This is a genomic window from Paenibacillus sp. Lou8.1, assembly GCF_024213565.1.
Lineage (GTDB): Bacteria > Bacillota > Bacilli > Paenibacillales > Paenibacillaceae > Paenibacillus > Paenibacillus polymyxa_B.
Map to the genome: position 1 here is coordinate 522135 of NZ_JANAVN010000001.1, position 24561 is coordinate 546695.

The following is a 24561-nucleotide window of genomic DNA, read 5'->3' on the forward strand; positions in this document are numbered from 1 at the left end:
AATTAAATAAACAAATCAAGGTACGACGTCCAACTACCATAGGAGGTTTAGATTCATTTGTCTAAAAAAACAAACAACGATAAATTGATGATTTTCGCTTTGGGCGGCGTCGGTGAAATCGGGAAAAATATGTATGTCGTTCAATACGGCAATGACATTGTCGTGGTGGATTCCGGTTTGAAATTCCCGGAAGAGGACATGCTGGGCATTGATATCGTTATTCCTGATATTTCCTACCTTACAGAGAACCGCGACAAAGTAAGAGGCATTGTGCTGACTCATGGTCACGAGGACCATATCGGCGGTTTGCCTTACGTGTTGAAACATTTGAATGTACCAGTATATGGTACCAAATTGACGCTGGGATTGGTGGAAAACAAGCTGAAGGAAGCGAATCTGCTTGGTGAAACCAAACGTATTTTGATCAATGCTGATTCTGAAATCAAGCTGGGTTCCACACTGAAAGCAACATTCTTCAGAACCAACCATAGTATTCCAGATTCTGTAGGTGTATGTATTGATACTCCTGAAGGCGCTGTTGTTCATACAGGTGACTTCAAATTTGACCATACTCCGGTCAACGGACAATATGCAGATTTGCAGCGTATGGCTGAAATTGGCACACGTGGCGTACTGGCTCTTTTGTCAGACAGTACGAATGCCGAAAAACCGGGCTTTACACCTTCGGAAAAGAGCGTTGGTATTGTCCTGGAAGATATTTTCCGCAAGTCGAGACAGCGTGTGGTCGTAGCTACTTTTGCTTCTAACGTACATCGTATTCAACAGGTAATTAATGCTGCTGAAGCAACGGGACGTAAAGTAACAGTTATTGGTCGAAGCATGGTTAATGTCGTAGGTATTGCTTCAGACTTGGGCTATTTGGAAATTCCAGATGGAATGCTGATTGAGCCTGAAGAAGTTGGCAAAATGTCAGCGGATCGTGTAGTTATTCTCTGCACAGGCAGTCAGGGTGAACCGATGTCAGCTTTGACAAGAATGGCTCGTTCCACACATCGAAAGGTTGACATTCTTCCAGGGGATTCAGTCATCATCGCAGCTACTCCAGTACCAGGTAATGAAAAATACGTTGGACGCACAATTGATGAGCTGTTCCGTCTGGGTGCCAATGTATATTACAGCGCAGCTAATCCAGGTATCCACGTTTCTGGACACGGAAGCCAGGAAGAACTCAAGCTGATGCTAAATCTGATGAAACCAAAGTTCTTCTTGCCAATTCATGGTGAGTTTAGAATGCAACGTCGTCACGCTCTTCTTGCTGAAGGTGTAGGTATTGAGCCTGAGAATATCTTTATCACGGATATCGGTGAAGTCATTGAAATTCAGAATGGTGGAGCACGCAGAGCTGGTAAAGTTACAGCAGGTAACGTACTGATCGATGGACTAGGCGTAGGGGATGTAGGAAATATCGTATTGCGCGACCGCAAATTGCTGTCACAGGACGGTATTTTGGTGGTTGTTGTTACGCTGAGCAAGCAAGACGGAACGATTAAATCGGGACCAGATATCATTTCCCGAGGTTTCGTATATGTCCGTGAATCGGAAGGTTTGCTGGATGAAGCGAATCGTATTGTCTCAAGTACACTGCATAAGCTCATGAGTGAAAATGTAAATGAATGGGCTTCCCTCAAGACAAATGTCAAGGATGCACTAGGTCGCTTCTTGTATGAGCAAACTCGTCGGAGACCGATGATCCTGCCAATTATAATGGAAGTGTGATTCAATTGAAATTTGTTCAAAAACCTGAATTAAAAACTTAAGTCACAGGCACACAGTCGCCTCTCTTCCCGCAGGAAATATTGGACGGTTTCCGCGGGAGGAGAGGCTTTTTTGATTTCCCGAGACAAGGAAAATCATGGGGTCGGGTATAAAATATTCCATTTACATCCCATACTATAGGGTGAATACGGGTCATATAGATGCGTAAAGCGAAAGGAAGATCACCCATATGGAACAATACAGCAATCTAACATCTGGCAACGAGGAAACCGAAGCGCCAGATCAACCAGAAATTGGGCAAAGACCCGCTTTGCCTGCTATGGAGGCTTTGCAGCAGCTGGGTCAAACCTCCATGCCTGGAGGCGAGTCCAATATTTTTTGCATGACGATTATCGGTCAGATTGAAGGGCATCTCATTTTACCGCCTCAAAACAAAACGACAAAATATGAGCACATTATTCCCCAGTTGGTAGCGGCAGAACAAAATCCTCGTATCGAAGGATTAATGATTTTGCTGAATACAGTTGGTGGTGATGTAGAGGCAGGACTGGCTATTGCTGAAATGATCGCATCGATGAGTAAACCAACGGTGACCATTGTCATAGGTGGGGGGCATAGCATCGGTGTGCCGATTGCTGTGTCTTCCACTTATTCCTACATTGCGGAGAGTGCGACGATGACCATTCATCCCATTCGTATGAACGGTCTGGTCATTGGAGTACCACAAACTTTTGAATACATGGAAAAAATGCAGGAACGTGTTGTACGCTTCGTCGTTTCTCATTCTCGTATTACAGAAGAGCAGTTTAAGGAACTGATGTTTAAAACCGGTGAGTTAAACCGCGATATTGGTACAGCGGTTGGGGGAGCCGATGCAGTGAAGTATGGATTGATGGACGCGGTTGGAGGCATCGGAGAGGCTTTAAAACAGCTGAACACCATCATTGAAACGCGGCGTCAGCAAAACGGGATCGCTGGGATTCAACAGCAGGCTCCGTATGCTCCTTTTTCTCCTAGTGCCACAGGAACTCCTACAGAGACACTGTCAGGGGAGCCTAGTGGGGAGCTACCACAATGACACTATATACTGTAATGCCAATGGAAATGGTATGGCAAGGGATGTGGAAAGAGGCTGAGGAGTTTGCAGAGGTTCGGGTAGACGGTCTACTTATGCAAGTACAGCCGCTTGAAACTCGTCGGGGGATCATTGTACGGTTGTTGGACTGTCCACTGGAAGCCTACCTGAATCCGCGTTATGGACCAGGTCAAGTCATCGAGTGGTCGTAGAAGGTGTCGAATAGTTTAGAAATAGGTCATTTACTGTTGAAAAAGAACATATGTGCGGATACCGGGTGACGTGGTATAATATTCTTCTGGGGGGTGACCTTGTATGTCCAGAAGAAGAAAAAGAAAAAAGAAAGCCGCATTTGGCGGAGTTCTAAAATTTGAAATTTACGGCATTGTGCTGATTACATTAGCGGTCATTGCGTTGTCGGGTGAAGCGGCAGTTGGTCGGTCGCTATCCAAGATGTTTGGGCTCGTACTGGGGAAATTCTATTTTGTTATCCCTCTCATTGGCATTTATTATGGTCTGATGGTGATGATTCACCGCAAGTGGCCGAACCAGTGGAACTCGCGTAAAACGGGTTTGCTCCTGTTGGTATTTGCCTTTACACTTATGAGTTCTATTTCATCTATGGAGCAGCGTTTGGGGCCGATCAACGCGCTTCAGCCGGGCGGAGTGATGACCCAGATACATATAGATATGCGTGAGCAGTTGCTATCGCCTGACCAGCAGGGCCATACCTCAATGCTGAACAAGGATATCAGCGGGGGTTACGTAGGCGCACTGCAGCTTACTGTTCTGTTGTGGCTGTTTGGTCTCACGGGAGCTAAACTGATCATGATTGTTATGTTCGTCATTTGTTTCATGCTGATGACCCAACTGTCCTATGTGGATTTGGTGCGGATTGTAAAGACCAAGCTGCTGACAGCCGGGGGAAGCGTGCGCAAAAAATGGACTGGTAAAGCTACTCCGCTTTCAGCATCTAGCAAAGGTAGTGGAAATAGAAAAATCAAGTCGGAGCCCATTCCTGCCTATGAGGAAGACATGGATGATGACTTTGACGAAATGCAGCCTCCTGCACGCAAACAGCCGATTTTCTTTCAGTTGTTTGGTCTCAAAAATTCAGATAAAGCGGACAAGGAGGAGCATTCCGTCGATACGGATGAGGATGATCATGATCTTCCATATGAAGCTGAGGACGCGCAGGCCCAGTGGAGAAACGGCAACCAGAGTGAAGAGATGTCTGACGTAGTCGAACACGCTGAGCAGGAAGCTGCACCTCCGGTAAAAAGGTCGCCGATTATTAGGGATTTCTTCGAACAAGTAAAGCATGAGGAAAGAAGACCGGAAGCTGAATTTGGAGAGTCCCTGACAGGGGCAGAGCAGACAACTTCCATTATTGACGAATCCCTGGAGGATGACTTTGTGGATGCCAATGCAAATACGGATATGGATGATTCGACAGCGATCCAGGGGACATTAGAAGGTGCTCAGGGACAAGCTCAGACGATTGCAACTGGGGTGGCAGGCGAAGAGGCTGAAGGTAACCATACAGCTATTCCGGCTCCGCCGCCGCCTAAACCGTACAAGCTCCCATCATTTCGTTTACTTGCTAAACCACAAAACGCAGGCAAAGGTATGGGACAAAAGGATTACATGCAAACGGCACGCAAGCTGGAGGCAACGCTGGAAAGCTTCGGTGTGCGGGCGAAGGTGCTGGAGGTTGTCCGTGGCCCTGCCGTAACGCGTTATGAAATTCAGCCGGACATTGGAGTAAAGGTCAGCCGCATTGTGAGTCTGACGGATGACATTGCGCTTGCGCTTGCTGCCAAAGATATCCGTATGGAGGCTCCGATTCCTGGAAAATCTGCTATCGGAATTGAGGTTCCGAATAATGAAGTTTCCATTGTAACGATGCGTGAGGTAATGGAGACAACCGTTTTCCAGGAGTCAGCTTCCAATTTATCTATTGCATTCGGACGTGATATCGCAGGACAGACGATTGTCGGTAATTTGGCCAAGATGCCCCATCTGCTTGTAGCTGGGGCAACAGGTTCGGGTAAATCAGTGTGTATCAATGGGATCATTACGAGTATTTTATACAAAGCAAAGCCGGATGAGGTCAAATTTTTGATGGTCGATCCTAAAATGGTGGAGTTGAACGTGTACAACGGAATCCCGCATTTGTTGGCTCCGGTCGTGACTGATCCAAAGCGAGCCTCACTTGCATTGAAGAAAATTGTAGTTGAAATGGAAAAAAGATATGAGTTATTTTCCAAATCAGGAACCCGTAATATTGAGGGCTATAATAATCTGATGAAAGATAACCCGGATGCATTTCTGCCTTACATCGTCGTTATTGTGGACGAGTTGGCAGATTTAATGATGGTAGCTGCGGGAGATGTGGAGGATGCGATTGCACGACTTGCCCAAATGGCGCGTGCAGCAGGCATCCACCTTATCATTGCAACGCAAAGACCTTCGGTTGACGTAATTACCGGGGTGATTAAAGCCAATATTCCTTCACGTATTGCCTTCGGCGTTTCCTCGCAGGTAGACTCCCGTACCATATTGGACATGGGTGGAGCCGAGAAGCTACTCGGACGTGGTGATATGCTGTTCATGCCAATGGGTGCTTCCAAACCAGTCCGCGTTCAGGGAGCATTCATGAGCGATCAAGAAGTCGAAAATATTGTTAGCTACGTACGTGAACAGGGTGAAGCGCAGTATGATGAAACGCTAGTGCCGGAGGTGGAAGAAGTATCGGCTGATGCAGATGAAATGCTGGATGAGCTGTACGATCAGGCGGTCAACATCATTTTAGAGGCTAAACAAGCTTCCGTTTCGCTCCTTCAGCGCCGTATGCGGATCGGTTATACACGTGCTGCTCGACTGATTGACTCCATGGAAGCTCGCGGAGTCATCGGCCCTTACGAGGGCAGCAAGCCCCGTGAGGTCCTTATCTCAATGGAGCAATATCAGCAAAATAAAGTAAGTTCCTAAGCATGATCTCTATCCAGCACTACATTAAAACGCTGTTTGTTCGCATGGTGGTTGTTCTAATATGACAACTCCAAGTGCACAAACAGCGTTTTTTTGTGATGTTTTTTGAGGTGTGGCGACTACCTGCTGAAAGAAGATTAAAAGGGTGAATAGCTTTAAGCGGAGCTTGTCATAATAAACGTAGCCATCCTGTTAATCCCACAAAAGAAAGGTAGAGCGCAGCATATGAAAAAGACAATGGTCTGGATTTGCACGGGTATCCTCGCAGCCTCGGCTATTACGTACACAGGACTTTTTAAAAGTGACTCTGCACAGCAGCAAGCAGAGCCGCTGAGCACACAGCAGAAAGTACAAGCGGCGCAACCTTCCCAGCCGACATTCAGCTCGGGAGCGGTTGATTTTGGATCTTACGGTCAGGATGTATATGAGTTGCAATCACGTTTGAAGTTGCTGGGCTTTTTTGGCGGGAAAGTGGACAGCCATTTTGGCAGCAGTACACTAAAAGCTGTCAAGGGTTTTCAAAAGGAATTTGGCATCCGTCCTGATGGAGTGGTCGGAGCAAAGACGAAATTAAAGCTGGTGAATGCTACTCCTAACTGGAAGCCAACGGAAACTCCTATGCATCGTAACAATCAAGGTTCCGCTCAGGGACAGACAGCAGACAATAACGATAAAGCGGATCAAAATGATGAAACGATGGGATCGGCCAACACCATGGGACTATCTGAAAACGATCTTAAAATTATGGCCAACGCGGTCTACGGTGAATCCCGCGGCGAGCCGTTTGAAGGACAAGTTGCCGTCGCGGCTGTTATTTTGAACAGGGTCAAGTCACCTAGCTTTCCCAACTCACCATCTGGAGTGATTTTTCAACCAGGAGCTTTCACAGCAGTAGCAGACGGTCAAATCTGGCTCACACCGAATGAGAATGCACAAAAGGCGGTACGCCAAGCCCTGAACGGCTGGGATCCAAGCGGAGGATGTCTCTATTATTTTAACCCAAAAACAGCCACCTCTAAATGGATTTGGTCCCGTCCGCAGGTGAAAACCATCGGGGAACATATTTTTTGCATGTAAAACGCCGAAGCAGCCGGGAGCTTGTCTCCGGTTGCTTCTTGGCTTTTGCATGGTTAGAATAAAGATTGGTACACTTTACCTCTTTACAGGAGGAAGATTCACAGCAGCTAATGCTTTGCTAATCAAAGGCTAGACGCAAATTGACGTCACAAAGGAGTTTTGGACTTGAACAAAACAGGTTTCGAGCGTGGCACACGCAGACAACTGAGGATTCATGTACTGCCGACCAAGCGCTTTAAGACGTTTGCTATATCATTGTATGTAGGCACTCCGCTACGGGAGGACACCGTAACTCGAGTGGGGCTGGTACCTTTCGTTCTGCGACGGGGTACAGAATCGTATCCGCAGACTACACAATTCAGAGAACAGTTAGAGCAATTGTATGGCGCGGGTTTCGGTTTCGATGTGTATAAACGTGGAGATTATCAGATCGTGCAATTTCGCATGGATACGATTAATGACAGCTTTGTAAATAGTCCAGATAGTTTACTGGATCGTTCGTTTTCTTTTCTCGGAGAAGTGCTAACGAAGCCTGCATTGGAAAATGGTGCATTTCAAACGGGATACGTCCAGCAGGAACGAGAAAATGTGCGTAAGAAGCTGGAATCTATAGTTAACGATAAAATACGTTATGCTGGTGAGCGCTGTATGGAGGAAATGTGCAAGGATGAGCCTTATCGTCTGCACCCTCTTGGTCAACGATCTGATCTGGACAGTATAGATGCACAGAGCTTGTATAAGGCTTATGGAGAATGGCTGAATCATGCCAGCATGGATTTATACGTTGTGGGAGATACGACGCTAGAAGAAGTTGAGAAGTTTGTTGATCGCTATTTTCAATTGAATCGTTCAGCGGAAACAGGGTATGTTCCTGAACAGCCCAAGTCGGTAGAGCGTGATGTTCAAACCGTTGTAGAGCGTCTTGATGTGAACCAGGGCAAGCTCAACATGGGGTTGCGCACCCCTATTACGTATGGAGACGATCGCTATGCTTCCGCTCTGATGTACAATGGCATTTTGGGCGGGTATCCGCATTCAAAGTTGTTCGTTAATGTGAGGGAGAAGGAAAGTTTGGCGTATTACGCTTCATCACGGTATGACGGGCATAAAGGTATTGGTACGATTCAATCTGGTATTGAAATTCCTAATTATGAAAAAGCGGTTACTATTATCCGCAAGCAACTGGAAGATACGCAAAACGGAGCGATTACTGAGCTGGAAATGACCCAAACGCAGGCGATGATTCGCAACTTGCTAAAGGAGATGCAGGATTCCGCTTTTGAAATGATCGCCTATGATTTTAACAGACAGCTTTCCGGTAAAGAACGGACAGTAGATGAGCTGCTGAGTCAGGTGGAGGCAGTCAAGGTGCAGGATGTTCAGGATGCCGCCCGGACGTTCCGACTGGACACTATTTATTTCTTGAGAGACCAGAAGGGGGAATAGCGGTGGAGCATATACCTTATGAGCATTTGCAGGAAACGCTGTACTATGAAGTAATGGATAACGGTTTACACGTTTATGTGTTGCCCAAACCGGGTTTTCAGAAGACATACGCCACATTTGCAACTAAATACGGCTCAGTTGATAATCATTTCCGCGTCGAAGGTCAACAGCCCGTAAAGGTGCCGGATGGCATAGCCCATTTTTTGGAGCATAAAATGTTTGAAGAGCCTGAAGGCGATATTTTTGCTACCTTCTCCTCTAATGGGGCATCGGCGAACGCATTTACGAGCTTTGATCAAACAGTATATCTGTTTTCGGCAACCGAGCGTATTCAAGAAAATTTGACCACGCTGGTCAATTTTGTGCAGCATCCTTACTTTACAGATGAAAATGTAGAAAAGGAAAAAGGCATTATTGGCCAGGAAATTAATATGTATGAAGATAACCCCGATTGGCGGAGTTACTTTGGTCTGATCGAGGCGTTGTACAAGGTCCATCCGGTGCATATAGATATCGCAGGTACTGTTCAATCCATCAGTACGATTACAAAAGAAACGCTGTACAGTTGCTATGAAGCTTTCTACCACCCAAGCAATATGATTCTTTTTGTAGTGGGCGGAGTGGATCCAGCTGAAGTAATAGAGCTGGTACGTAACAATCAGGCCAAAAAGGACTATAAGCCGCAGGGAGAGATTGAGCGGATTTTCGACGATGAACCCACTACAGTTGCAGAACCACGTCGTGAGGTGAAGCTGGCCGTTTCTCTGCCAAAGCTATTGTTTGGATTCAAGGAGGCTGAAGTAGGCCTAACGGGTGAAGAATTACTTCGTCATGATCTGGAAACCAAGCTGATGCTTGATCTCCTGTTTGGTTCCAGTACACAACTATATCAAAAGCTCTACGATGAGGATCTGATTTCGGACAGTTTTGGTCATGAGTACAATAGTACGCAGCAATATGCATTCTCTGCAATCGGCGGGGATACCAAAGACCCGGATCGGCTGTTGACGAGAATACGTGAAGAGGTGGAGTCCATTCAGAAGCAGGGCTTTGCGGCAGAACATTTTGAACGGGCACGCAAAAAGAAAATCGGTGGTTATCTGCGTACACTCAATTCACCAGAAAATATTGCACATGAATTTACAAGACATCGCTTCCGGGGCAGCGATTTTTTCCAACTGCTCCCTATTTATGAAAGTATCACGCTTGAGGATGTAAATCGCCGTCTAAAAGACCATATCCAGTGGGATCAACTCGCAATATCACTAGTGGTGAGTCCGTAATGTCCAGGGAGAGGGAAACAATGACCACCGAGGGCGGAGAATTAAAAGCGATTGGCGATACAACCGTGCTGATTACAGGAGCCAGTGGCGGAATTGGTGCGGCTATTGCTGAGCGTTTTGCAGCTGTAGGGATGAATGTTGTCATTCACTACATGAAGTCCCATGAAAAAGCAAATGAAGTTGCCCGTCGTTGCATGGCTTATTCAGGCAAGGTAATGACCGTGTCAGCGGATCTGCGGAGCAAGGAGCAGATCGAACGCATGCGGGAAAAGCTGGATAATCACGGGATGAAGCCGGATATTCTTGTGAACAACGCCGGATTATCTCATTATGGGCTGTTGACAGATGTTTCGGAAGAGGAATGGGACGAAGTGATGGCCGTCAATGTTAAGGGAACCTTTCTGTGCACGCAGGTTTTTATGCCACATATGATTTCCCAACGCTATGGCCGCATTGTGAATGTTTCCTCCGTGTGGGGGATATGTGGCGCATCGTGCGAGGTGTTGTATTCCACCACCAAGGGAGGCATTAACGCTTTCACTAAAGCGCTGGCTCAAGAGGTAGCACCTTCCGGGGTGACAGTGAATGCTGTAGCTCCAGGTGCAGTGGATACGTCGATGCTGGATCATTTGGATAAAGGCGAAATTACCAGTTTGGAAGAAGAAATTCCTGCCGGACGTTTGGCTCGACCTGATGAAATATCGTCCCTGGTTTATTTTCTTGCGCTTCCTGAGTCAGGTTATATTAATGGCCAGGTCATAAGTCCTAATGGAGGATGGGTGACTTAAGGGATAGCAGCGCTTGGAGGAATCCACCAGTATAGTAAGCGTCTGAGAAGAGCATATTATAACTGTTGATTTTAAATCTGAATCATCTAAGGAGGATTTAAGTATGTCAACAGTTGTTCAGAATTTTGATGTTTGGAAAAAGTTCCTTGGTCAGCGTGTAGAGCAAGCGGAGAAGCTGGGAATCAGCCAAGATACCATTTCAGAGCTTGCTTATGAAATCGGTGATTTTCTGGATGAGAAGGTCGATCCAGCCAACCACTCCAACCGCGCACTGAAAGAACTGTGGGGAGTTGCCGATGAGGACGAGCGTCACACCATCGCCCGGCTAATGGTTAAATTGGCTAAGAGCAACGCATAAGTAGGAACCAACATGAAAAGCTCCCTTTTGGGGGCTTTTCTGTAATGGTTACAGAGCTGTTCTTGTAATTCCATTGTAATTTATATATCATAAACGTGATTGAGGCTTACAACACAATGTAGCCTATCGAATTTCAATAATTGGTTTTGTCGAAAGATGTTATTTTATGATACAATAATGCTTTGATTTGGAGTTGTTGACGGTTTGAATGTGAATGAGGTGCTAACGTGACGGAAGAAACGAAACAGTGGTACATGGAGTACAAGATACATAAAAATCGACCCGGACTGCTGGGAGACATTGCTTCCATGCTTGGTATTCTGGGGGTTAATATACTGACAATCAACGGTGTTGAAGGCGAAAGACGGGGGATGTTGCTTGAAACGGACGATGACGAGAAAATACGCATTCTCGGAGACACGTTAAAAAAAGCGAGCAACATTACAGTCACGGCCTTACGTGCTCCGAGACTGGTTGATATATTGGCAGTAAGACACGGCCGTTACATCGATCGGGATTCAGATGATCGTAAAACATTTCGCTTTACACGCGATGAGCTTGGGTTGCTGGTCGATTTTTTGGGTGAAGTATTAAAGAGGGACGGCAATCAGGTGATCGGTCTTCGCGGGATGCCGCGTGTGGGCAAAACGGAATCCATTATTGCCAGTAGTGTATGCGCAATGAAGCGTTGGACTTTTGTGTCTTCAACGTTACTACGACAGACGGTGCGCAGTCAGCTCTCTGAAGAAGAAATGAACCCAAACAATGTGTTTATTATTGATGGTATTGTGAGTACAATTCGGTCAAATGAAAGACATTATCACCTGCTTCAGGAAATCATGAGCATGCCAAGTACTAAAGTGATTGAGCATCCTGATGTATTTGTACGTGAATCAGGATACAGCTTTGACGATTTCAATATCATTATTGAACTTCGCAATAATCCGGCTGAGGAAATTATTTATGATACCTTTACAGCCAGTTATACAGAAGATCTTTAAATAAGCGTAATTATACAAGGAGATGATGACATGTCAGAACTGGGTCAGCAATTAAAGGAGGCCCGGCTGCAAAAAGGATTGAGCCTTGACGATGTTCAGGAAATGACGAAGATACGCAAACGTTATCTGGAAGCCATTGAGACGGGCGATTACAAAGTGCTGCCGGGAAGCTTTTATGTCAGAGCTTTTATTAAAACATACGCTGAAACGGTCGGGTTGAACCCTGATGAGATTCTGGAAGGGCATCAAAGCAATGTGCCTGAACCTGAGCCGGAAGCAGTCATGGAGCCTGTTACACAGAAACGCTCCAGCCGTCCCGCCACGATTGGTAATCTTAAATGGTTGCCTACAGCGTTAATGTGGCTTTTTCTAGTTCTCATTGTTGGGGTTATTTATGCTTATTGGGTGAGCAACAACCATTCAACTCCAAAAACAGCAGAAAACACAACGCCGATTACAACACCAAGTACAACGCCAAGCACGTCTACTCCTGATACCACTACGACACAGCCGAACAATGGTCAAACGACGGCTCCAAATGGTGCTGGTGGGAAGACTCCTGATGCGGGGCAAACCGGACAAACTCAGCCAGATGGTACGGGGAATACGGATGCTACTACTCCAGATACTGGACAGCAGCCGGATACGACTACACCACAACAAGGTGTAACTGTGGCACAGGACGGCAAGCAAGGCAAGACGACGATTTTCAAAGTTTCCAGTGCAACGGGAGCCACAGCCAAGGTTGATATTAAAGCTACGGGTGAAAGCTGGCTTGAAGTGTACAAGGGACAAAATTCCCGTGGAGAAAAGCTGAGCTACGGTATGACTAAAAGTGGAGATGCCATGTCTTTCGATATTGGTCCGGAAGGTTTATATATCAAATCAGGACGGTCTTCTGCCACAGATATTTCCGTAGCAGGTCAACCGATAACAGATAATAAATCGACTACTCGTGTACTTATACAGCAAGGAGAAGCTTCCACGACCGGAACGAGTGCAGGGGTAACGGGCTCACCTGTAGATTCTTCGACAGGTAGCAGTACGGATTCAACACAAAGTGGTACAGATTCTACAACTACTGATGGTGAATAAACGCCTTGGTGCAAGGAAATACTAATGACTGTAATTCCTGGAAAGGCAGTCATTTCATTTTCCGAAAAGTGAGGTGTATACGTTATGACCGTCAGCTGGATTGTGACTGGGCTCGGTATCATTGTCAGTTTACTGGGCTATTATCTGACACCGAATGCATGGGGCTATGGCATACTGGGCTTTGGTCTTGCTCACATTGTGCTTGGACTTTTGGATATGTTCCGAACTCCAACACGAAGCCATAATTAGATATTTTGACCGTAATTGAAATAAAGGCGTTTTTGTCAGGAAAACTGGCAAGAACGCCTTTTTAGTCAACGGATTATTGGATTTTTGTAAATGACTAGCCTATAATTAGATATTGAACTTTGTTGTGGAAAGGAAAGTGAAACGATGGCTTCAGAAAATTCATTTGATATCGTCTCCAAAATGGATATGCAGGAGTTAACAAATGCGGTTCATCAGACGGAGCGTGAAATTGAAACTCGATTTGATTTCAAGGATAGCAAAAGTAGCCTCAAGCTTGAGAAAGAAGCTCTTACGATTGCATCGGAAGACGAGTACAAGCTGAATGCGGTGATTGATATTTTGCAATCTAAAATGGCCAAACGAGGTCTGTCCCTTAAAAATGTGGAGTATGGCAAATTGGAACCCGCTTCTCTAGGTTCAGTGCGTCAGCGTCTTTCGCTTAAGCAGGGAATTGATCAGGATAATGCCAAGAAAATTAATATTCTTATTCGGGACTCCAAGCTAAAAGTCAAAAGTCAGATTCAAGGTGATCAAATCCGAGTGACTGGAAAAAACAGGGATGATTTACAGGCGATCATTCAATTGCTACGTAAAGCTGATTTGCCATTGGAGCTTCAATTTACAAACATGAAATAAAGCCGTTTTCCCTCATATATTTTGTAGGAAAAAACGTTGCTTGATTTGCGGCAGGTTATTTTGACATGCGTTTTGCGCCATATTATACTTGTAACGAAAATGCAGACAATTCAGGTGTATAGCGCTCGTCGAAAGCGATTTACATAGGATTGAATTTAATCCGAAAACTGCCATTTGTAATCAAGTACGATAATCAGGGGAGAGTGTGTTGTGAATTTACCCAACAGAATTACAATAACGCGGATTTGCCTTATCCCGGTGATGATGCTGGCTTTGCTGGTGGACTTTGATTTTTATCCGCCGCCGATTGAGATCGGAGCTTTCAAGCTGCCGTATAATCAGCTGATTGCGGCTATCATTTTCCTTGTAGCAGCCAGCACGGATGGTCTTGACGGATATTTGGCACGTAAAAATAATATGGTCACCAATTTGGGCAAGCTGTTGGACCCCCTTGCTGATAAGCTTTTGGTAACCGCTATTTTGGTTTCCTTGGTAGAAATGGGGAAAATTGATTCATGGATTGTCGTTGTGATTGTTAGCCGTGAGTTTGCGGTTACGGGGCTGCGTCAGATTGCCTTACTGGATGGGTCTGTGGTTGCTGCAAGCAATTGGGGCAAATTAAAGACGATCATCCAGATCGTTGCTATTGTAGCGCTGCTCATTAATAATTTCCCGTTTGTTTTTCTTGGTATACCGTTTGATTTAATAGCGATATGGGCAGCAGTGTTGATCACCATTTATTCGGGTATTGATTATTTCGTGAAAAATATCCATTTGCTGAGCTCCTCCAAAGTTTAACAGGATAAATTTTATGGAAACAGCAATAGGGACTAAACTTATTGCTGTTTCTTTATATAATTCCCATCATATTCGCAGTACAGGAGGAAGAATTGATGAAAGCTGAAATAATTGCAGTAGGAACAGAGTTATTGCTCGGACAAATAGTGAATACAAATGCTCAATATTTGTCACAAGAGCTGGCTACAATTGGAATCGATGTATATTTTCAGACTGTGGTTGGCGATAACATAAATCGGCTTCAGGAAGCGATAAGAATTGCTCAGAAGCGTGCGGATATTATTTTGTTTTCCGGCGGTCTGGGGCCGACTCAGGATGATTTGACGAAAGAGGCGATAGCGGCTGTATTGGGGCGGAAATTGCACATAGATCGTCTTGCAATGGACAAGCTAGATCAATTTTTCCGTAACCGTGGGGTAGAAATGACCGAGAATAACCGCCGGCAGGCGCTTTCTATTGAAGGTGCTACTCCGCTTGAAAATGAGACAGGGCTAGCTGTGGGCGACGCGATTGCACAGGACGGTAAATTTTATGTAGTTTTGCCTGGACCGCCTAAGGAACTCAAACCCATGTTTGCAAACCATGCGAAACCTTGGTTGCTTCAGCAGGCATTGAGCGGTGAGGAAATGCCAATTTATTCGAAAATGCTAAAATTTGCAGGGATCGGTGAGTCAGCTCTTGAAACCCATTTGTTAGATCTGATCCAATCCCAGACAGATCCTACGATTGCTCCTTATGCCAAGGAAGGGGAAGTCACGATCCGTATATCCACCAAGGCGGCCAGCGAAAGTGAAGCATTAATTAAGCTGACAGCTACGGAAGTAGAAATTCAGCAGCGTCTTCCGGAGTATATGTATGCAAGCGAGGATGTTGCGCTGGAGAAGGTTATCGTAGATCTAATGGCCAAACGCGAACTCACTGTGAGTGCGGCAGAAAGCTGTACAGGTGGAATGCTGATGGAACAAATTACTTCTATACCTGGCAGTGCTGCTATGTTTCAAGGTGGCATCGTGTGCTATTCCAATGAAATGAAGATGAAGTTACTCAACGTGCCTTATGATTATTTGGAAGGGGACCATGCGCCAGGCGCAGTGAGTAAGGAAGTAGCCCTTGTGCTTGCAGAGCAGGCGAGAATGATCATGGATAGCGATTTTGGACTTTCAGTTACTGGTGTAGCTGGGCCTGGGTATTCCGAACGGAAGCCAGTCGGTCTAGTGTATATTGGCATTGCTGAACGCGACAAGGAAACGGAAGTACATGAACTGAGACTGAGTGGCAACCGTGAAACAATCCGACTGCGATCAGTTAAAGCAATCCTGTACAGATTGTGGCGCAGGCTGGTAGAGAACGAGAAACTCTCTTAAACATCTATGTACAGTGTGACTCGTAGAGTTGTTTTAGATAGATATTCATGGTATAATCATCTTATCGGAAGAACCGTTGCAAAGCCTTTTGCCAGCGGTTCTTTTTTTGTTTTAAGAGACAGGTGTAATTATAGAAGAGAGTTGTACGAATAAAAAAAACGAATGTATGTTCGAAAAAATGCTTGGCAAGCGTGTCAAAACAAGGTATTATTAAAGTACAAACAATGAAGGATGTGAGTTTATTGTCAGATCGTCGTGCTGCGCTGGATATGGCGCTCCGTCAAATAGAAAAGCAATTTGGTAAAGGTTCCATTATGAAGTTGGGTGAGTCTACCCATATGCAAGTGGAAACGATCCCCAGTGGTTCGATTGCTTTGGATATTGCGTTAGGAACGGGCGGCTTTCCAAGAGGCCGGGTTATTGAAATATACGGACCGGAATCATCCGGTAAAACGACAGTAGCTCTTCACGCTATCGCAGAGGTGCAAAAAACAGGCGGACAAGCCGCCTTTATCGACGCCGAGCATGCGCTTGATCCGTCGTATGCAAGCAAGCTGGGTGTCAATATTGATGAGTTGTTACTATCGCAACCAGATACAGGAGAGCAGGCGCTTGAGATTGCCGAAGCCCTTGTACGTAGTGGAGCAGTAGACATTGTAGTTGTTGACTCCGTAGCGGCACTTGTGCCCAAGGCAGAGATTGAAGGCGAAATGGGAGATTCCCACGTTGGTCTTCAAGCACGTTTGATGTCTCAGGCATTGCGTAAGCTTTCTGGAGCTATTAATAAGTCGAAAACCATTGCTATTTTTATTAACCAGCTACGTGAAAAAGTAGGTGTTATGTTCGGTAACCCTGAAACAACACCAGGTGGACGTGCCTTGAAGTTTTACTCTACGGTACGTTTGGATGTTCGTCGTATTGAAAGTTTGAAAATGGGTAACGACATTGTGGGTAACCGCACACGTATTAAAGTCGTGAAGAACAAAGTTGCCCCTCCTTTCCGTCAGGCTGAGGTGGATATTATGTACGGTGAGGGTATTTCCAAAGAAGGTAGCTTGATCGATATCGGTACGGAGCATGACATTGTCGACAAGAGCGGAGCCTGGTATTCCTACGAAGGTGAGCGCCTTGGTCAGGGACGTGAGAATGCTAAACAATTTTTGAAGGAAAATCCGAATATTGCTAGTACGATCGAACAAAAAATTCGGGTGGCCAGCAATTTGATTACGACGGTTGCTCCGCCTACAGAAGAAGAGTTGGCACAGCAAGCGAAGGAAGAACAGGAATTGTTGGAGCTTGAATAAAGCTTGGTGAATCCTGGTTTGTGAACTGGGGCCAGGGTTATGGCACCGTCCGTTTGAATAGCATGATTCTGATGCCCTGCACAGTTGTGCAGGGCATTTTTGCATCAACTAAAATCTGCTTTGTCAGCGGAATCTAACTTTGCGTAGCAGGTGTTCAAAGGCTGCTTTCGTGAATTTCAAAGTGAGGGAAATATATTGCAGTTGGACGATGAAGATGAATACACTTCGGAAGCAAATAAGCAACAAGGGATTTCTCTTTTTCCGGATCATGAGGAATTGATGATTACTAGGGTAGAGCAGGGACAGGGACGCAAACGTGGAAGGTATATCATTCATTTTGGTCCGTATTCGCTGTCTGTATTAGAAGATGTAATGATCAAGTACAATATGTTCAAAGGAACGTCATTTGATAAAAAAGAACTGGAAGATATCGTTCTGGCAGATGAAAAGCAACAGGCTTATGTACTTGCGCTTCGCTATTTGGGGCGAAAGCCTCGCACACGTCAGGAAATTGCCCAACGTTTGTTACAAAAAGAACTGGATCAGTCTGTTATTGACGAAGTAATGGTTCGACTGCAAAGGGAACAACTCGTAGATGATGATTTATACGCCCGCCAATGGGCAAGGCAGCGCATAACTAGCCAACGTAAGGGTAAGATGTGGGTTAGGCAAGAACTTCGTCAGAAGGGCATCTCTAAAGCCTCTATTGGCGAAGCGTTAGGTGAGATCACCGATAATGAGGAGTGGGAGAGCGCTTTGACGGTCGGACGTAAGAAATGGAATCAGATACGTGGTGATATAATGGAGAAAAAAAGGAAAACCTACCCTTTTCTCATGAGACGAGGATATTCGGGGGATATGACACGCCGAGTGGTCAATCATCTCACTGCGGCCGAGCATGACGTTGCTTCAGATGACGAGGAATTGTTGCAGTGGGAGGAATAGTTGCCAAACGGCTGCTGAACCTTTGGCTAGTATGAACGGATAGGATGAGCTAGTTATTACAGGGAAAGCTGCATGGTAGTCTACTAATGTTTGCATTCCCTTGACAATGCCATTTGTCAAATAATAAAATATATATGAAACGATACTTGTGGAACGCCCTTTTTCCTTCCAAAAAAGCGGAATCCACGGGTGAGTTCTCATCGCCAAATAACAAGTGATGCCGCTATGCCAGGCGGAATTGTACATGTGAAAGCATGTGCATATGAAATGAAACGACCTTGTGTCGTTGTCTTAGTTTGACGATCAAAGTAAATGTGACAATTGCAAAAAGTCCCAAGGAATGCCTTGGAGGAACCAACGGGGAGGTGAACAGTATGATGACTGCGATCTGGTTCGTTCTCGTTGCTGTAGCCGCGTTATTCTTTGGGTTCGGGATTGGTTATTTTATTCGCAAATCTATTGCAGAAGCTAAGATCTCCAGTGCGGAAGAAGCTGCCGCGCAAATCGTGGAGAACGCGAAAAAAGAGGCAGAAGCGCTGAAGAAGGAAACGGTATTGGAAGCGAAAGATGAAATCCACCGCATTCGTGCCGAAGCTGAAAAAGAAACTCGTGAACGTCGCAATGAAATTCAACGACAGGAACGAAGATTGCTGCAAAAAGAAGAATCGCTGGATAAAAAATTGGAATCGCTGGAACGCAAAGAAGAACAAGTGGCCAACAAAGAGAAACGAATCGATGAAACCCAGCAGCAAATTGATTTGATTTACAAGAGTCAGGTAACTGAGTTGGAACGTATTTCCAATCTGACGATGGAGGATGCAAGAAGTATTATTCTGACCAACGTAGAGCAGGAAGTTCGTCATGAAACAGCTCAGATGATTAAAGAAATTGAACAGCAGGCCAAAGAAGAAGCGGACAAAAAGTCTCGTGAAATCATCACACTGGCCATCCAACGCTGTGCGGCAGATCATGTAGCAGAAACGACGGTTTCTGTTGTCACATTGCCGAACGAAGAAATGAAAGGCCGGATTATCGGGCGCGAAGGCCGTAATATCCGTGCACTTGAAACCCTTACAGGAATCGACCTCATTATTGATGATACGCCGGAAGCTGTTATTTTGTCCGGATTTGATCCGATTCGTAGAGAGATTGCGCGTACTGCGCTTGAAAAGCTCGTAGCGGACGGACGGATACATCCGGCTCGTATTGAAGAGATGGTGGAAAAATCCCGTAAAGAGGTGGACGAACGAATCCGTGAGTATGGTGAGCAGGCCACCTTTGAGGTGGGCGTGCATAGCTTGCATCCGGATTTGATCAAGATCCTGGGACGTCTCAAGTTCCGTACGAGTTACGGACAGAACGTATTGAAGCACTCGATGGAAGTTGCATACTTGACAGGTCTGATGGCCGGGGAACTGGGCGAAGACGTTGTACTGGCAAGACGGGCAGGATTGCTGCATGACATCGGGAAGGCGCTGGATCACGAAGTGGAAGGATCGCACGTTGAAATTGGCGTGGAACTGGCGAAGAAGTACAAGGAACACCCGGTCGTCATCAACAGCATTGCTTCACATCACGGCGACTGCGAAGCGACTTCAGTGATCGCCATGCTGGTTGGGGCGGCAGATGCCCTGTCAGCAGCAAGACCGGGAGCGCGGCGTGAAACGCTAGAGACGTACATCCGTCGTCTTGAGAAGCTGGAACGCATCTCCGAATCTTTTGAAGGCGTTGAAAAATCATACGCGATTCAAGCCGGACGCGAAGTTCGTGTCATGGTACAGCCAGAGAAAATTGATGATGCGGAAGCATTCCGACTGGCCCGCGATATTACGAAAACGATTGAGAATGAACTGGACTACCCGGGACATATCAAGGTTACCGTTATACGCGAGACCCGTGCGGTAGAATACGCAAAATAAAAGCATTTCAATGAAAAGTGGCCGCTGCTTGTAGGGCCACTTTTCATTATGTAAGGCAGACTAGGGAGGGCTTTCTATCAACGTATTATTTATTGGAGACATCGTCGGCAGTGTAGGCAGAAAGGCATTGAGGGAGAATCTCCCTTCGCTAAAATCAAAATACAACCCGCATGTTATTATCGTGAACGGAGAAAATGCGGCTTCGGGAAGAGGAATTACCCCAGCCATCGCCAGAGAATTTTTTGATTGGGGCGTTCATGGGATTACGATGGGAAATCATACTTGGGACAATAAGGAAATATTTGATTTTATAGATGATGAGCCACGGATCATCCGCCCGGCTAACTTTCCACCAGGAACACCAGGCCGGGGGTATACCGTTGTAAAAGGTGGAGGTAAAGAGCTGGCTATTGTTAATCTGCAAGGTAGAACCTTTTTGCCAGCTATTGACTGTCCATTCCGTGCAGCAGATGAAATTGTCGATGAACTACGGAAAAAACATAAGCATATCCTAGTTGATTTTCACGCCGAAGCAACCTCGGAAAAAATCGCTATGGGTTGGCATTTGGATGGACGTGCTTCAATCGTGGTAGGTACGCACACACATGTACAGAGTAATGACGATACGATTTTGCCACAAGGAACTGCGTATCAGACAGATGCGGGAATGGTAGGTCCTTATGAGGGAGTGCTTGGGATGCAGAAAGAGGCTGTGTTACAGAAATTCCAGACCCAGCTTCCGGTACGTTTTCAAGTGGACATGGGCAAATGGCACTTTCATGCCATCAGCGTAGAACTGAATGACAGTGATGGAAAAGCCCGCAAAATTCAGAAAATCAGACTTAAAGAAGATGAATGGCGGATGGATTAACTTTTTTGTGAGCTACTTAAGGAAAGAATAAGGAAAACTGTCACCAAAAAGCAGGAATTATTTGCTGACCCTCGAATAACATCTAATAGTGGAATCAAACCATCATCATTCCCAGGGGAGGTACTTACTATGGATGTATTAAAAGTATCAGCAAAATCCAATCCCAATTCAGTTGCAGGCGCACTCGCAGGAGTACTGCGTGAACGCGGAAATGCAGAATTACAGGCGATTGGAGCGGGTGCACTAAACCAAGCCATTAAAGCGGTAGCCATTGCCCGGGGATTTGTCGCACCAAGCGGAGTGGATTTGATTTGTATTCCTGCTTTTACAGACATTGTTATTGATGGAGAAGATCGGACTGCGATCAAATTGATTGTAGAACCAAGATAATAAATGTAAGTTGCCTGAGCCTGTTTACGATTTGTAAACGGGCTTTTTTTGCATTGTGAGTCTGTTACTATGATTTTTTAAAATAAATTTGTAGTGCTTCAATCTATAAATGGAGGTAAGATGCATGAATGATAAGCTAAAAGTGAATTGGCCTGTTGTTGACTTTCATTGTGATGTGTTATGTAAAATGCAGCTCGATGCGCAGATCGATTTCAGTCATCCATCGCTTGATGTCACAAAAGAACGTTTGCTAGAAGGTAACGTGCGGTTGCAAACGTTTGCTATATATATTTCACAGGTATTGGGCATGCCAAGATTTGAGCATGTGGTTCGTCAAATTGAACTGTTCAGGCAGCATGTTACCTCTATCTCAGGTGGGTTGAGACCATTGCTGTGGAAGGAAGACTTGGCAATGTGTGTGCATCAGATGGAGCAAGTAAAACAGGTAGGAGAAGAGAAGCGCACGGAAAAGTTAACGTATGTGGATGGTAAGGGGACGGATCATACATGGGCACCTTGGGCTTTGCTCTCACTGGAGGGGGTAGATGCGCTGGAAGGGAGCCCGTTTTATGCAGAATTGTGCTATGCAATGGGAATACGATTGATTGGGCTGACATGGAATTATGCGAACTGGGCGGCTGACGGCATTATGGAACATAGAGGAGGCGGGCTGACTAGCAAGGGGCGTGATTTGGTCAATCGCTGTAATGACCTGGGACTGCTGCTAGATGTGTCGCATTTGTCCGTACAGGGCTTCTGGGAGGTGTTGGAGGAGGCTGCTCTACCACCCATCGCCTCGCATTCGAATGCCTTTGCGAGATGTGCTCATCCCCGTAATCTACGGGATGAACAGATTCGTGCACTGATCGCTCGTAACGGACGGATTGGTTTGACCTTCGTCACGATGTTTCTCAAAGAGCAGGGTACGGTAACCGCTGAGGATCTGCTACCGCACATTGAGCATATTTGTTCATTAGGCGGGGAAAGGCATTTGATGTTTGGGTCTGATTTTGACGGTATCGAGCACCATGTGCAAGGGCTGGAGCACTCGGGTAAATATCCGGTTTTTGCAGAACTGCTGCTGAAGCATTACCCTGAGGAGCTAGTCAAGGGATGGCTGGGAGGACATGCGCTGGAATACCTGCAAACGAATTTGCCTTCCAAAATGTCTTCTTAAATAGCTATTTACTAGGAGTTATTATTGGCTGCGAATACCTTGACAAAGTGAGAACGATTACGAAATAATTGGAGCATCTTAGAATTTCATGGTGCTAAAATAAGCATAAATACGGCAGACGTTGGAGCAAGACTGACGGGACACCATGCTGCACCGCCATATCAGAGGGGGCTCCATTACACAATGTTAATAAAGAAGGTTACTTGGCTTGAGCTCTTTTATGACTTATTGTTCGTAGCTGCTGTCTCTAAGGCCACTCATGTTTTACTACATGTTGAGCATGGTAGTATTTCGTGGGAACATATGGAAAAGTTTATTATGATTTTTATCCCAATATGGTGGGCTTGGGTGGGGCAAACGGTCTACAACAATCGTTTTGGGCAAGACAGTATAACGCATCGAATTTTTATGATCCTGCAATTGTTTTTCGTGTTGATCATGACCGCCAGCCTTAATATAGATTTTGATGCGTATTATGTATCTTTTTTTGTTGGCTATATTGGGTTAAGAGGTTTGACTGCCGTTCAATATTTACTTTCGGCACCCAAAGAAACGGCTCATAAACAGGAAACAGCTCGTTTTTTTGGTACCTATTTTTGGATTGGAATAGTCATCTCTAGTTTCTCCCTCTTCTTTGATTCTTGGGTTCGATATTTGATTTTATATACCGGTATAGCTATTGATATCCTCGTTCCTTTGATTGGCCGTAAAAAGTTGGTGATCACACCAATCCATACGGAGCATCTTTTAGAACGCTTTGCACAGTTCACGTTAATTCTGCTTGGCGAATCTGTAATAAGTATGCTTTCTGTTTTACAATCCGATCATTTTACGGTTTCTTCTGTTGTATTTGCTGCTTTGGCTTTTGTATTAGTCATCACAATCTGGTGGCAATATTTTGAGAATATGGAGAAGCGCGTAGATAAATCAAAAAAATCAGCAGGCCAGACTGTTATTTATGGTCATTTGTTTATTTATCTTTCCCTTAGCATGCTAGCTGCTTCGATTCAGCTCTTGTTTTTGGGACAAGTAGACTATATCTTTGTGCTTTGCTTTACCTTTGCTTCTGTTTTTATTTACTTTTTGTCGGCTTTGCTGGTATTTCATCAGTACCGATTAAGTCATCTTAAACCTCGTCTCAGAGTCATTTTTTTCTTGACTGGAATACTCTGTGTCCTTTTTATCCTTAATATATTTATTGTCGTTCCCCCTCATCTCATCGTAGCTGAAATCATGCTTTTCTTTCTCCTGTTCGCTAAAACGACGGTTTGATCCGACTTTATTGGAGGATATTTAACGCTGATTGGGGCGAAAAAGGGAACTTTATGCGCTCTCCTTTTCTTTCTTGGCAAAATAGGAGTATAATAGCATGGATGTGTAAAGTATTGTATAGAGAAAAAGGAGTGACCACACGATGAGTAAAATCGTACCTGTCGGCGTTTCCGCCCGTCATATTCACCTGACTCAAGAGCATATTGAAATTTTGTTCGGAGCAGGCTATCAATTAACTGAATTTAAACCTTTGTCCCAACCAGGACAATTTGCCGCAAATGAAACGGTAGCTGTAATTGGTTCTAAGGGCCAATTTGATAAGGTTCGCATTTTGGGACCTGCTCGTCCCGCTTCCCAATTGGAAATCTCTCGCACTGATTCCTTTGCTATTGGTGTAAAAGCACCTGTACGCGAATCTGGTAGCATTGATGGTACACCAGGAATCACGGTAAAAGGACCAGCTGGTGAAGTGGAACTGCAAGAAGGCGTGATTGTAGCAGCCCGCCATATTCATTTCCATACATCTGATGCAGCTAAATGGGACATTAAGGACAAGCAGTTGCTGAAAGTACGTGTCGGCGGCGAACGTGGCCTTGTATTTGAAAATGTTCTTGCACGTGTGTCCGATTCTTTTGCTTTGGATATGCACATTGATACAGATGAAGCGAACGGAGCCGGTGTGAAAAACGGTGACAACGCTGAAATCGTAGACTAATATACACGTATTTAAATGCCGGAAGGCTTAAAGAGTCCGATTCTTGCAAAAGAATCGGGCTTTTTAC

23 protein-coding genes are annotated in these 24561 nt (G+C 45.3%); all 23 read left to right on the forward strand.

Annotated features, from left to right (window positions below):
• Positions 1-57: 57 nt before the first annotated feature.
• Positions 58-1737, forward strand: a complete 1680-nt coding sequence (locus tag NLX78_RS02520; protein WP_013309942.1) for a ribonuclease J — start codon at positions 58-60, stop codon at positions 1735-1737.
• Between the two features lie 229 nt (positions 1738-1966).
• Positions 1967-2815, forward strand: a complete 849-nt coding sequence (locus NLX78_RS02525) for a ClpP family protease (protein ID WP_165175612.1) — start codon at positions 1967-1969, stop codon at positions 2813-2815.
• Positions 2812-3024, forward strand: a complete 213-nt coding sequence (locus NLX78_RS02530; RefSeq protein WP_165175610.1) for a YlzJ-like family protein — start codon at positions 2812-2814, stop codon at positions 3022-3024. The genes NLX78_RS02525 and NLX78_RS02530 overlap by 4 nt, the downstream gene beginning before the upstream one ends.
• Before the next feature lie 103 nt (positions 3025-3127).
• Positions 3128-5806, forward strand: a complete 2679-nt coding sequence (locus tag NLX78_RS02535; RefSeq protein ID WP_254349512.1) for an FtsK/SpoIIIE family DNA translocase — start codon at positions 3128-3130, stop codon at positions 5804-5806.
• Positions 5807-6031: 225 nt separating this feature from the next.
• Positions 6032-6883: a spore cortex-lytic enzyme gene (gene sleB / locus NLX78_RS02540; RefSeq protein ID WP_061829426.1), complete on the forward strand. Its 852-nt coding sequence runs from the start codon at positions 6032-6034 to the stop codon at positions 6881-6883.
• Positions 6884-7048: 165 nt separating this feature from the next.
• The gene (gene yfmF / locus NLX78_RS02545) at positions 7049-8329 is read left to right on the forward strand and encodes an EF-P 5-aminopentanol modification-associated protein YfmF (RefSeq protein WP_165175606.1); all 1281 of its coding nucleotides are present in this window, start codon (positions 7049-7051) and stop codon (positions 8327-8329) included.
• Positions 8330-8331: 2 nt separating this feature from the next.
• Positions 8332-9612, forward strand: coding sequence for an EF-P 5-aminopentanol modification-associated protein YfmH (yfmH, locus tag NLX78_RS02550; RefSeq protein WP_250261589.1), 1281 nt, complete (start codon positions 8332-8334; stop codon positions 9610-9612).
• Between the two features lie 20 nt (positions 9613-9632).
• Positions 9633-10400, forward strand: coding sequence for an elongation factor P 5-aminopentanone reductase (gene ymfI, locus NLX78_RS02555; protein ID WP_061829423.1), 768 nt, complete (start codon positions 9633-9635; stop codon positions 10398-10400).
• 103 nt (positions 10401-10503) lie between these two features.
• A complete protein-coding gene (locus NLX78_RS02560) occupies positions 10504-10758 on the forward strand; it encodes a DUF3243 domain-containing protein (protein WP_013309950.1) in 255 nt (84 codons plus the stop codon).
• Between the two features lie 227 nt (positions 10759-10985).
• Positions 10986-11759: a DUF3388 domain-containing protein gene (locus tag NLX78_RS02565; RefSeq protein WP_013370747.1), complete on the forward strand. Its 774-nt coding sequence runs from the start codon at positions 10986-10988 to the stop codon at positions 11757-11759.
• A 30-nt stretch (positions 11760-11789) separates the two neighbouring features.
• Positions 11790-12854 carry a helix-turn-helix domain-containing protein gene (locus NLX78_RS02570; RefSeq protein WP_254349513.1) on the forward strand — a complete coding sequence of 355 codons (1065 nt, stop codon included), beginning with the start codon at positions 11790-11792 and terminating at the stop codon, positions 12852-12854.
• 84 nt (positions 12855-12938) lie between these two features.
• Positions 12939-13103: a hypothetical protein gene (locus NLX78_RS02575; protein ID WP_023988236.1), complete on the forward strand. Its 165-nt coding sequence runs from the start codon at positions 12939-12941 to the stop codon at positions 13101-13103.
• Between the two features lie 144 nt (positions 13104-13247).
• Complete coding sequence (locus NLX78_RS02580) at positions 13248-13739, forward strand: YajQ family cyclic di-GMP-binding protein (RefSeq protein ID WP_013309953.1); 492 nt, start codon at positions 13248-13250, stop codon at positions 13737-13739.
• Positions 13740-13949: 210 nt separating this feature from the next.
• The gene (gene pgsA / locus NLX78_RS02585) at positions 13950-14537 is read left to right on the forward strand and encodes a CDP-diacylglycerol--glycerol-3-phosphate 3-phosphatidyltransferase (protein WP_013309954.1); all 588 of its coding nucleotides are present in this window, start codon (positions 13950-13952) and stop codon (positions 14535-14537) included.
• Between the two features lie 95 nt (positions 14538-14632).
• A complete protein-coding gene (locus NLX78_RS02590; RefSeq protein ID WP_254349514.1) occupies positions 14633-15901 on the forward strand; it encodes a competence/damage-inducible protein A in 1269 nt (422 codons plus the stop codon).
• Between the two features lie 242 nt (positions 15902-16143).
• The gene (gene recA, locus NLX78_RS02595; RefSeq protein ID WP_023988239.1) at positions 16144-17205 is read left to right on the forward strand and encodes a recombinase RecA; all 1062 of its coding nucleotides are present in this window, start codon (positions 16144-16146) and stop codon (positions 17203-17205) included.
• Positions 17206-17400: 195 nt separating this feature from the next.
• The gene (locus tag NLX78_RS02600; protein ID WP_061829419.1) at positions 17401-18150 is read left to right on the forward strand and encodes a regulatory protein RecX; all 750 of its coding nucleotides are present in this window, start codon (positions 17401-17403) and stop codon (positions 18148-18150) included.
• A gap of 374 nt (positions 18151-18524) precedes the next feature.
• Positions 18525-20069, forward strand: a complete 1545-nt coding sequence (gene rny / locus NLX78_RS02605; protein ID WP_013309958.1) for a ribonuclease Y — start codon at positions 18525-18527, stop codon at positions 20067-20069.
• A gap of 76 nt (positions 20070-20145) precedes the next feature.
• On the forward strand, positions 20146-20940 hold the full coding sequence (locus tag NLX78_RS02610; RefSeq protein WP_069291742.1) for a TIGR00282 family metallophosphoesterase: 795 nt from the start codon (positions 20146-20148) through the stop codon (positions 20938-20940).
• A gap of 129 nt (positions 20941-21069) precedes the next feature.
• The gene (locus NLX78_RS02615) at positions 21070-21330 is read left to right on the forward strand and encodes a stage V sporulation protein S (RefSeq protein WP_007430104.1); all 261 of its coding nucleotides are present in this window, start codon (positions 21070-21072) and stop codon (positions 21328-21330) included.
• Between the two features lie 124 nt (positions 21331-21454).
• Complete coding sequence (locus tag NLX78_RS02620; protein ID WP_061829417.1) at positions 21455-22507, forward strand: dipeptidase; 1053 nt, start codon at positions 21455-21457, stop codon at positions 22505-22507.
• Positions 22508-22690: 183 nt separating this feature from the next.
• Complete coding sequence (locus tag NLX78_RS02625; RefSeq protein ID WP_254349515.1) at positions 22691-23779, forward strand: low temperature requirement protein A; 1089 nt, start codon at positions 22691-22693, stop codon at positions 23777-23779.
• Between the two features lie 142 nt (positions 23780-23921).
• Positions 23922-24494 (forward strand): phosphate propanoyltransferase, encoded by a 573-nt coding sequence (pduL, locus tag NLX78_RS02630; RefSeq protein WP_013309962.1) that lies wholly within the window; start codon positions 23922-23924, stop codon positions 24492-24494.
• Positions 24495-24561 lie beyond the last annotated feature (67 nt).

Coding starts and splice junctions, on each gene's coding strand:
- NLX78_RS02525 (WP_165175612.1), top strand. CDS start 1,967: ATGGAACAATACAGCAATCTAACATCTGGCAACGAGGAAACCGAAGCG.
- NLX78_RS02530 (WP_165175610.1), top strand. CDS start 2,812: ATGACACTATATACTGTAATGCCAATGGAAATGGTATGGCAAGGGATG.
- NLX78_RS02535 (WP_254349512.1), top strand. CDS start 3,128: ATGTCCAGAAGAAGAAAAAGAAAAAAGAAAGCCGCATTTGGCGGAGTT.
- sleB (WP_061829426.1), top strand. CDS start 6,032: ATGAAAAAGACAATGGTCTGGATTTGCACGGGTATCCTCGCAGCCTCG.
- ymfI (WP_061829423.1), top strand. CDS start 9,633: ATGACCACCGAGGGCGGAGAATTAAAAGCGATTGGCGATACAACCGTG.
- NLX78_RS02560 (WP_013309950.1), top strand. CDS start 10,504: ATGTCAACAGTTGTTCAGAATTTTGATGTTTGGAAAAAGTTCCTTGGT.
- NLX78_RS02570 (WP_254349513.1), top strand. CDS start 11,790: ATGTCAGAACTGGGTCAGCAATTAAAGGAGGCCCGGCTGCAAAAAGGA.
- NLX78_RS02575 (WP_023988236.1), top strand. CDS start 12,939: ATGACCGTCAGCTGGATTGTGACTGGGCTCGGTATCATTGTCAGTTTA.
- NLX78_RS02580 (WP_013309953.1), top strand. CDS start 13,248: ATGGCTTCAGAAAATTCATTTGATATCGTCTCCAAAATGGATATGCAG.
- NLX78_RS02590 (WP_254349514.1), top strand. CDS start 14,633: ATGAAAGCTGAAATAATTGCAGTAGGAACAGAGTTATTGCTCGGACAA.
- rny (WP_013309958.1), top strand. CDS start 18,525: ATGATGACTGCGATCTGGTTCGTTCTCGTTGCTGTAGCCGCGTTATTC.
- NLX78_RS02615 (WP_007430104.1), top strand. CDS start 21,070: ATGGATGTATTAAAAGTATCAGCAAAATCCAATCCCAATTCAGTTGCA.
- NLX78_RS02620 (WP_061829417.1), top strand. CDS start 21,455: ATGAATGATAAGCTAAAAGTGAATTGGCCTGTTGTTGACTTTCATTGT.
- NLX78_RS02625 (WP_254349515.1), top strand. CDS start 22,691: ATGTTAATAAAGAAGGTTACTTGGCTTGAGCTCTTTTATGACTTATTG.
- pduL (WP_013309962.1), top strand. CDS start 23,922: ATGAGTAAAATCGTACCTGTCGGCGTTTCCGCCCGTCATATTCACCTG.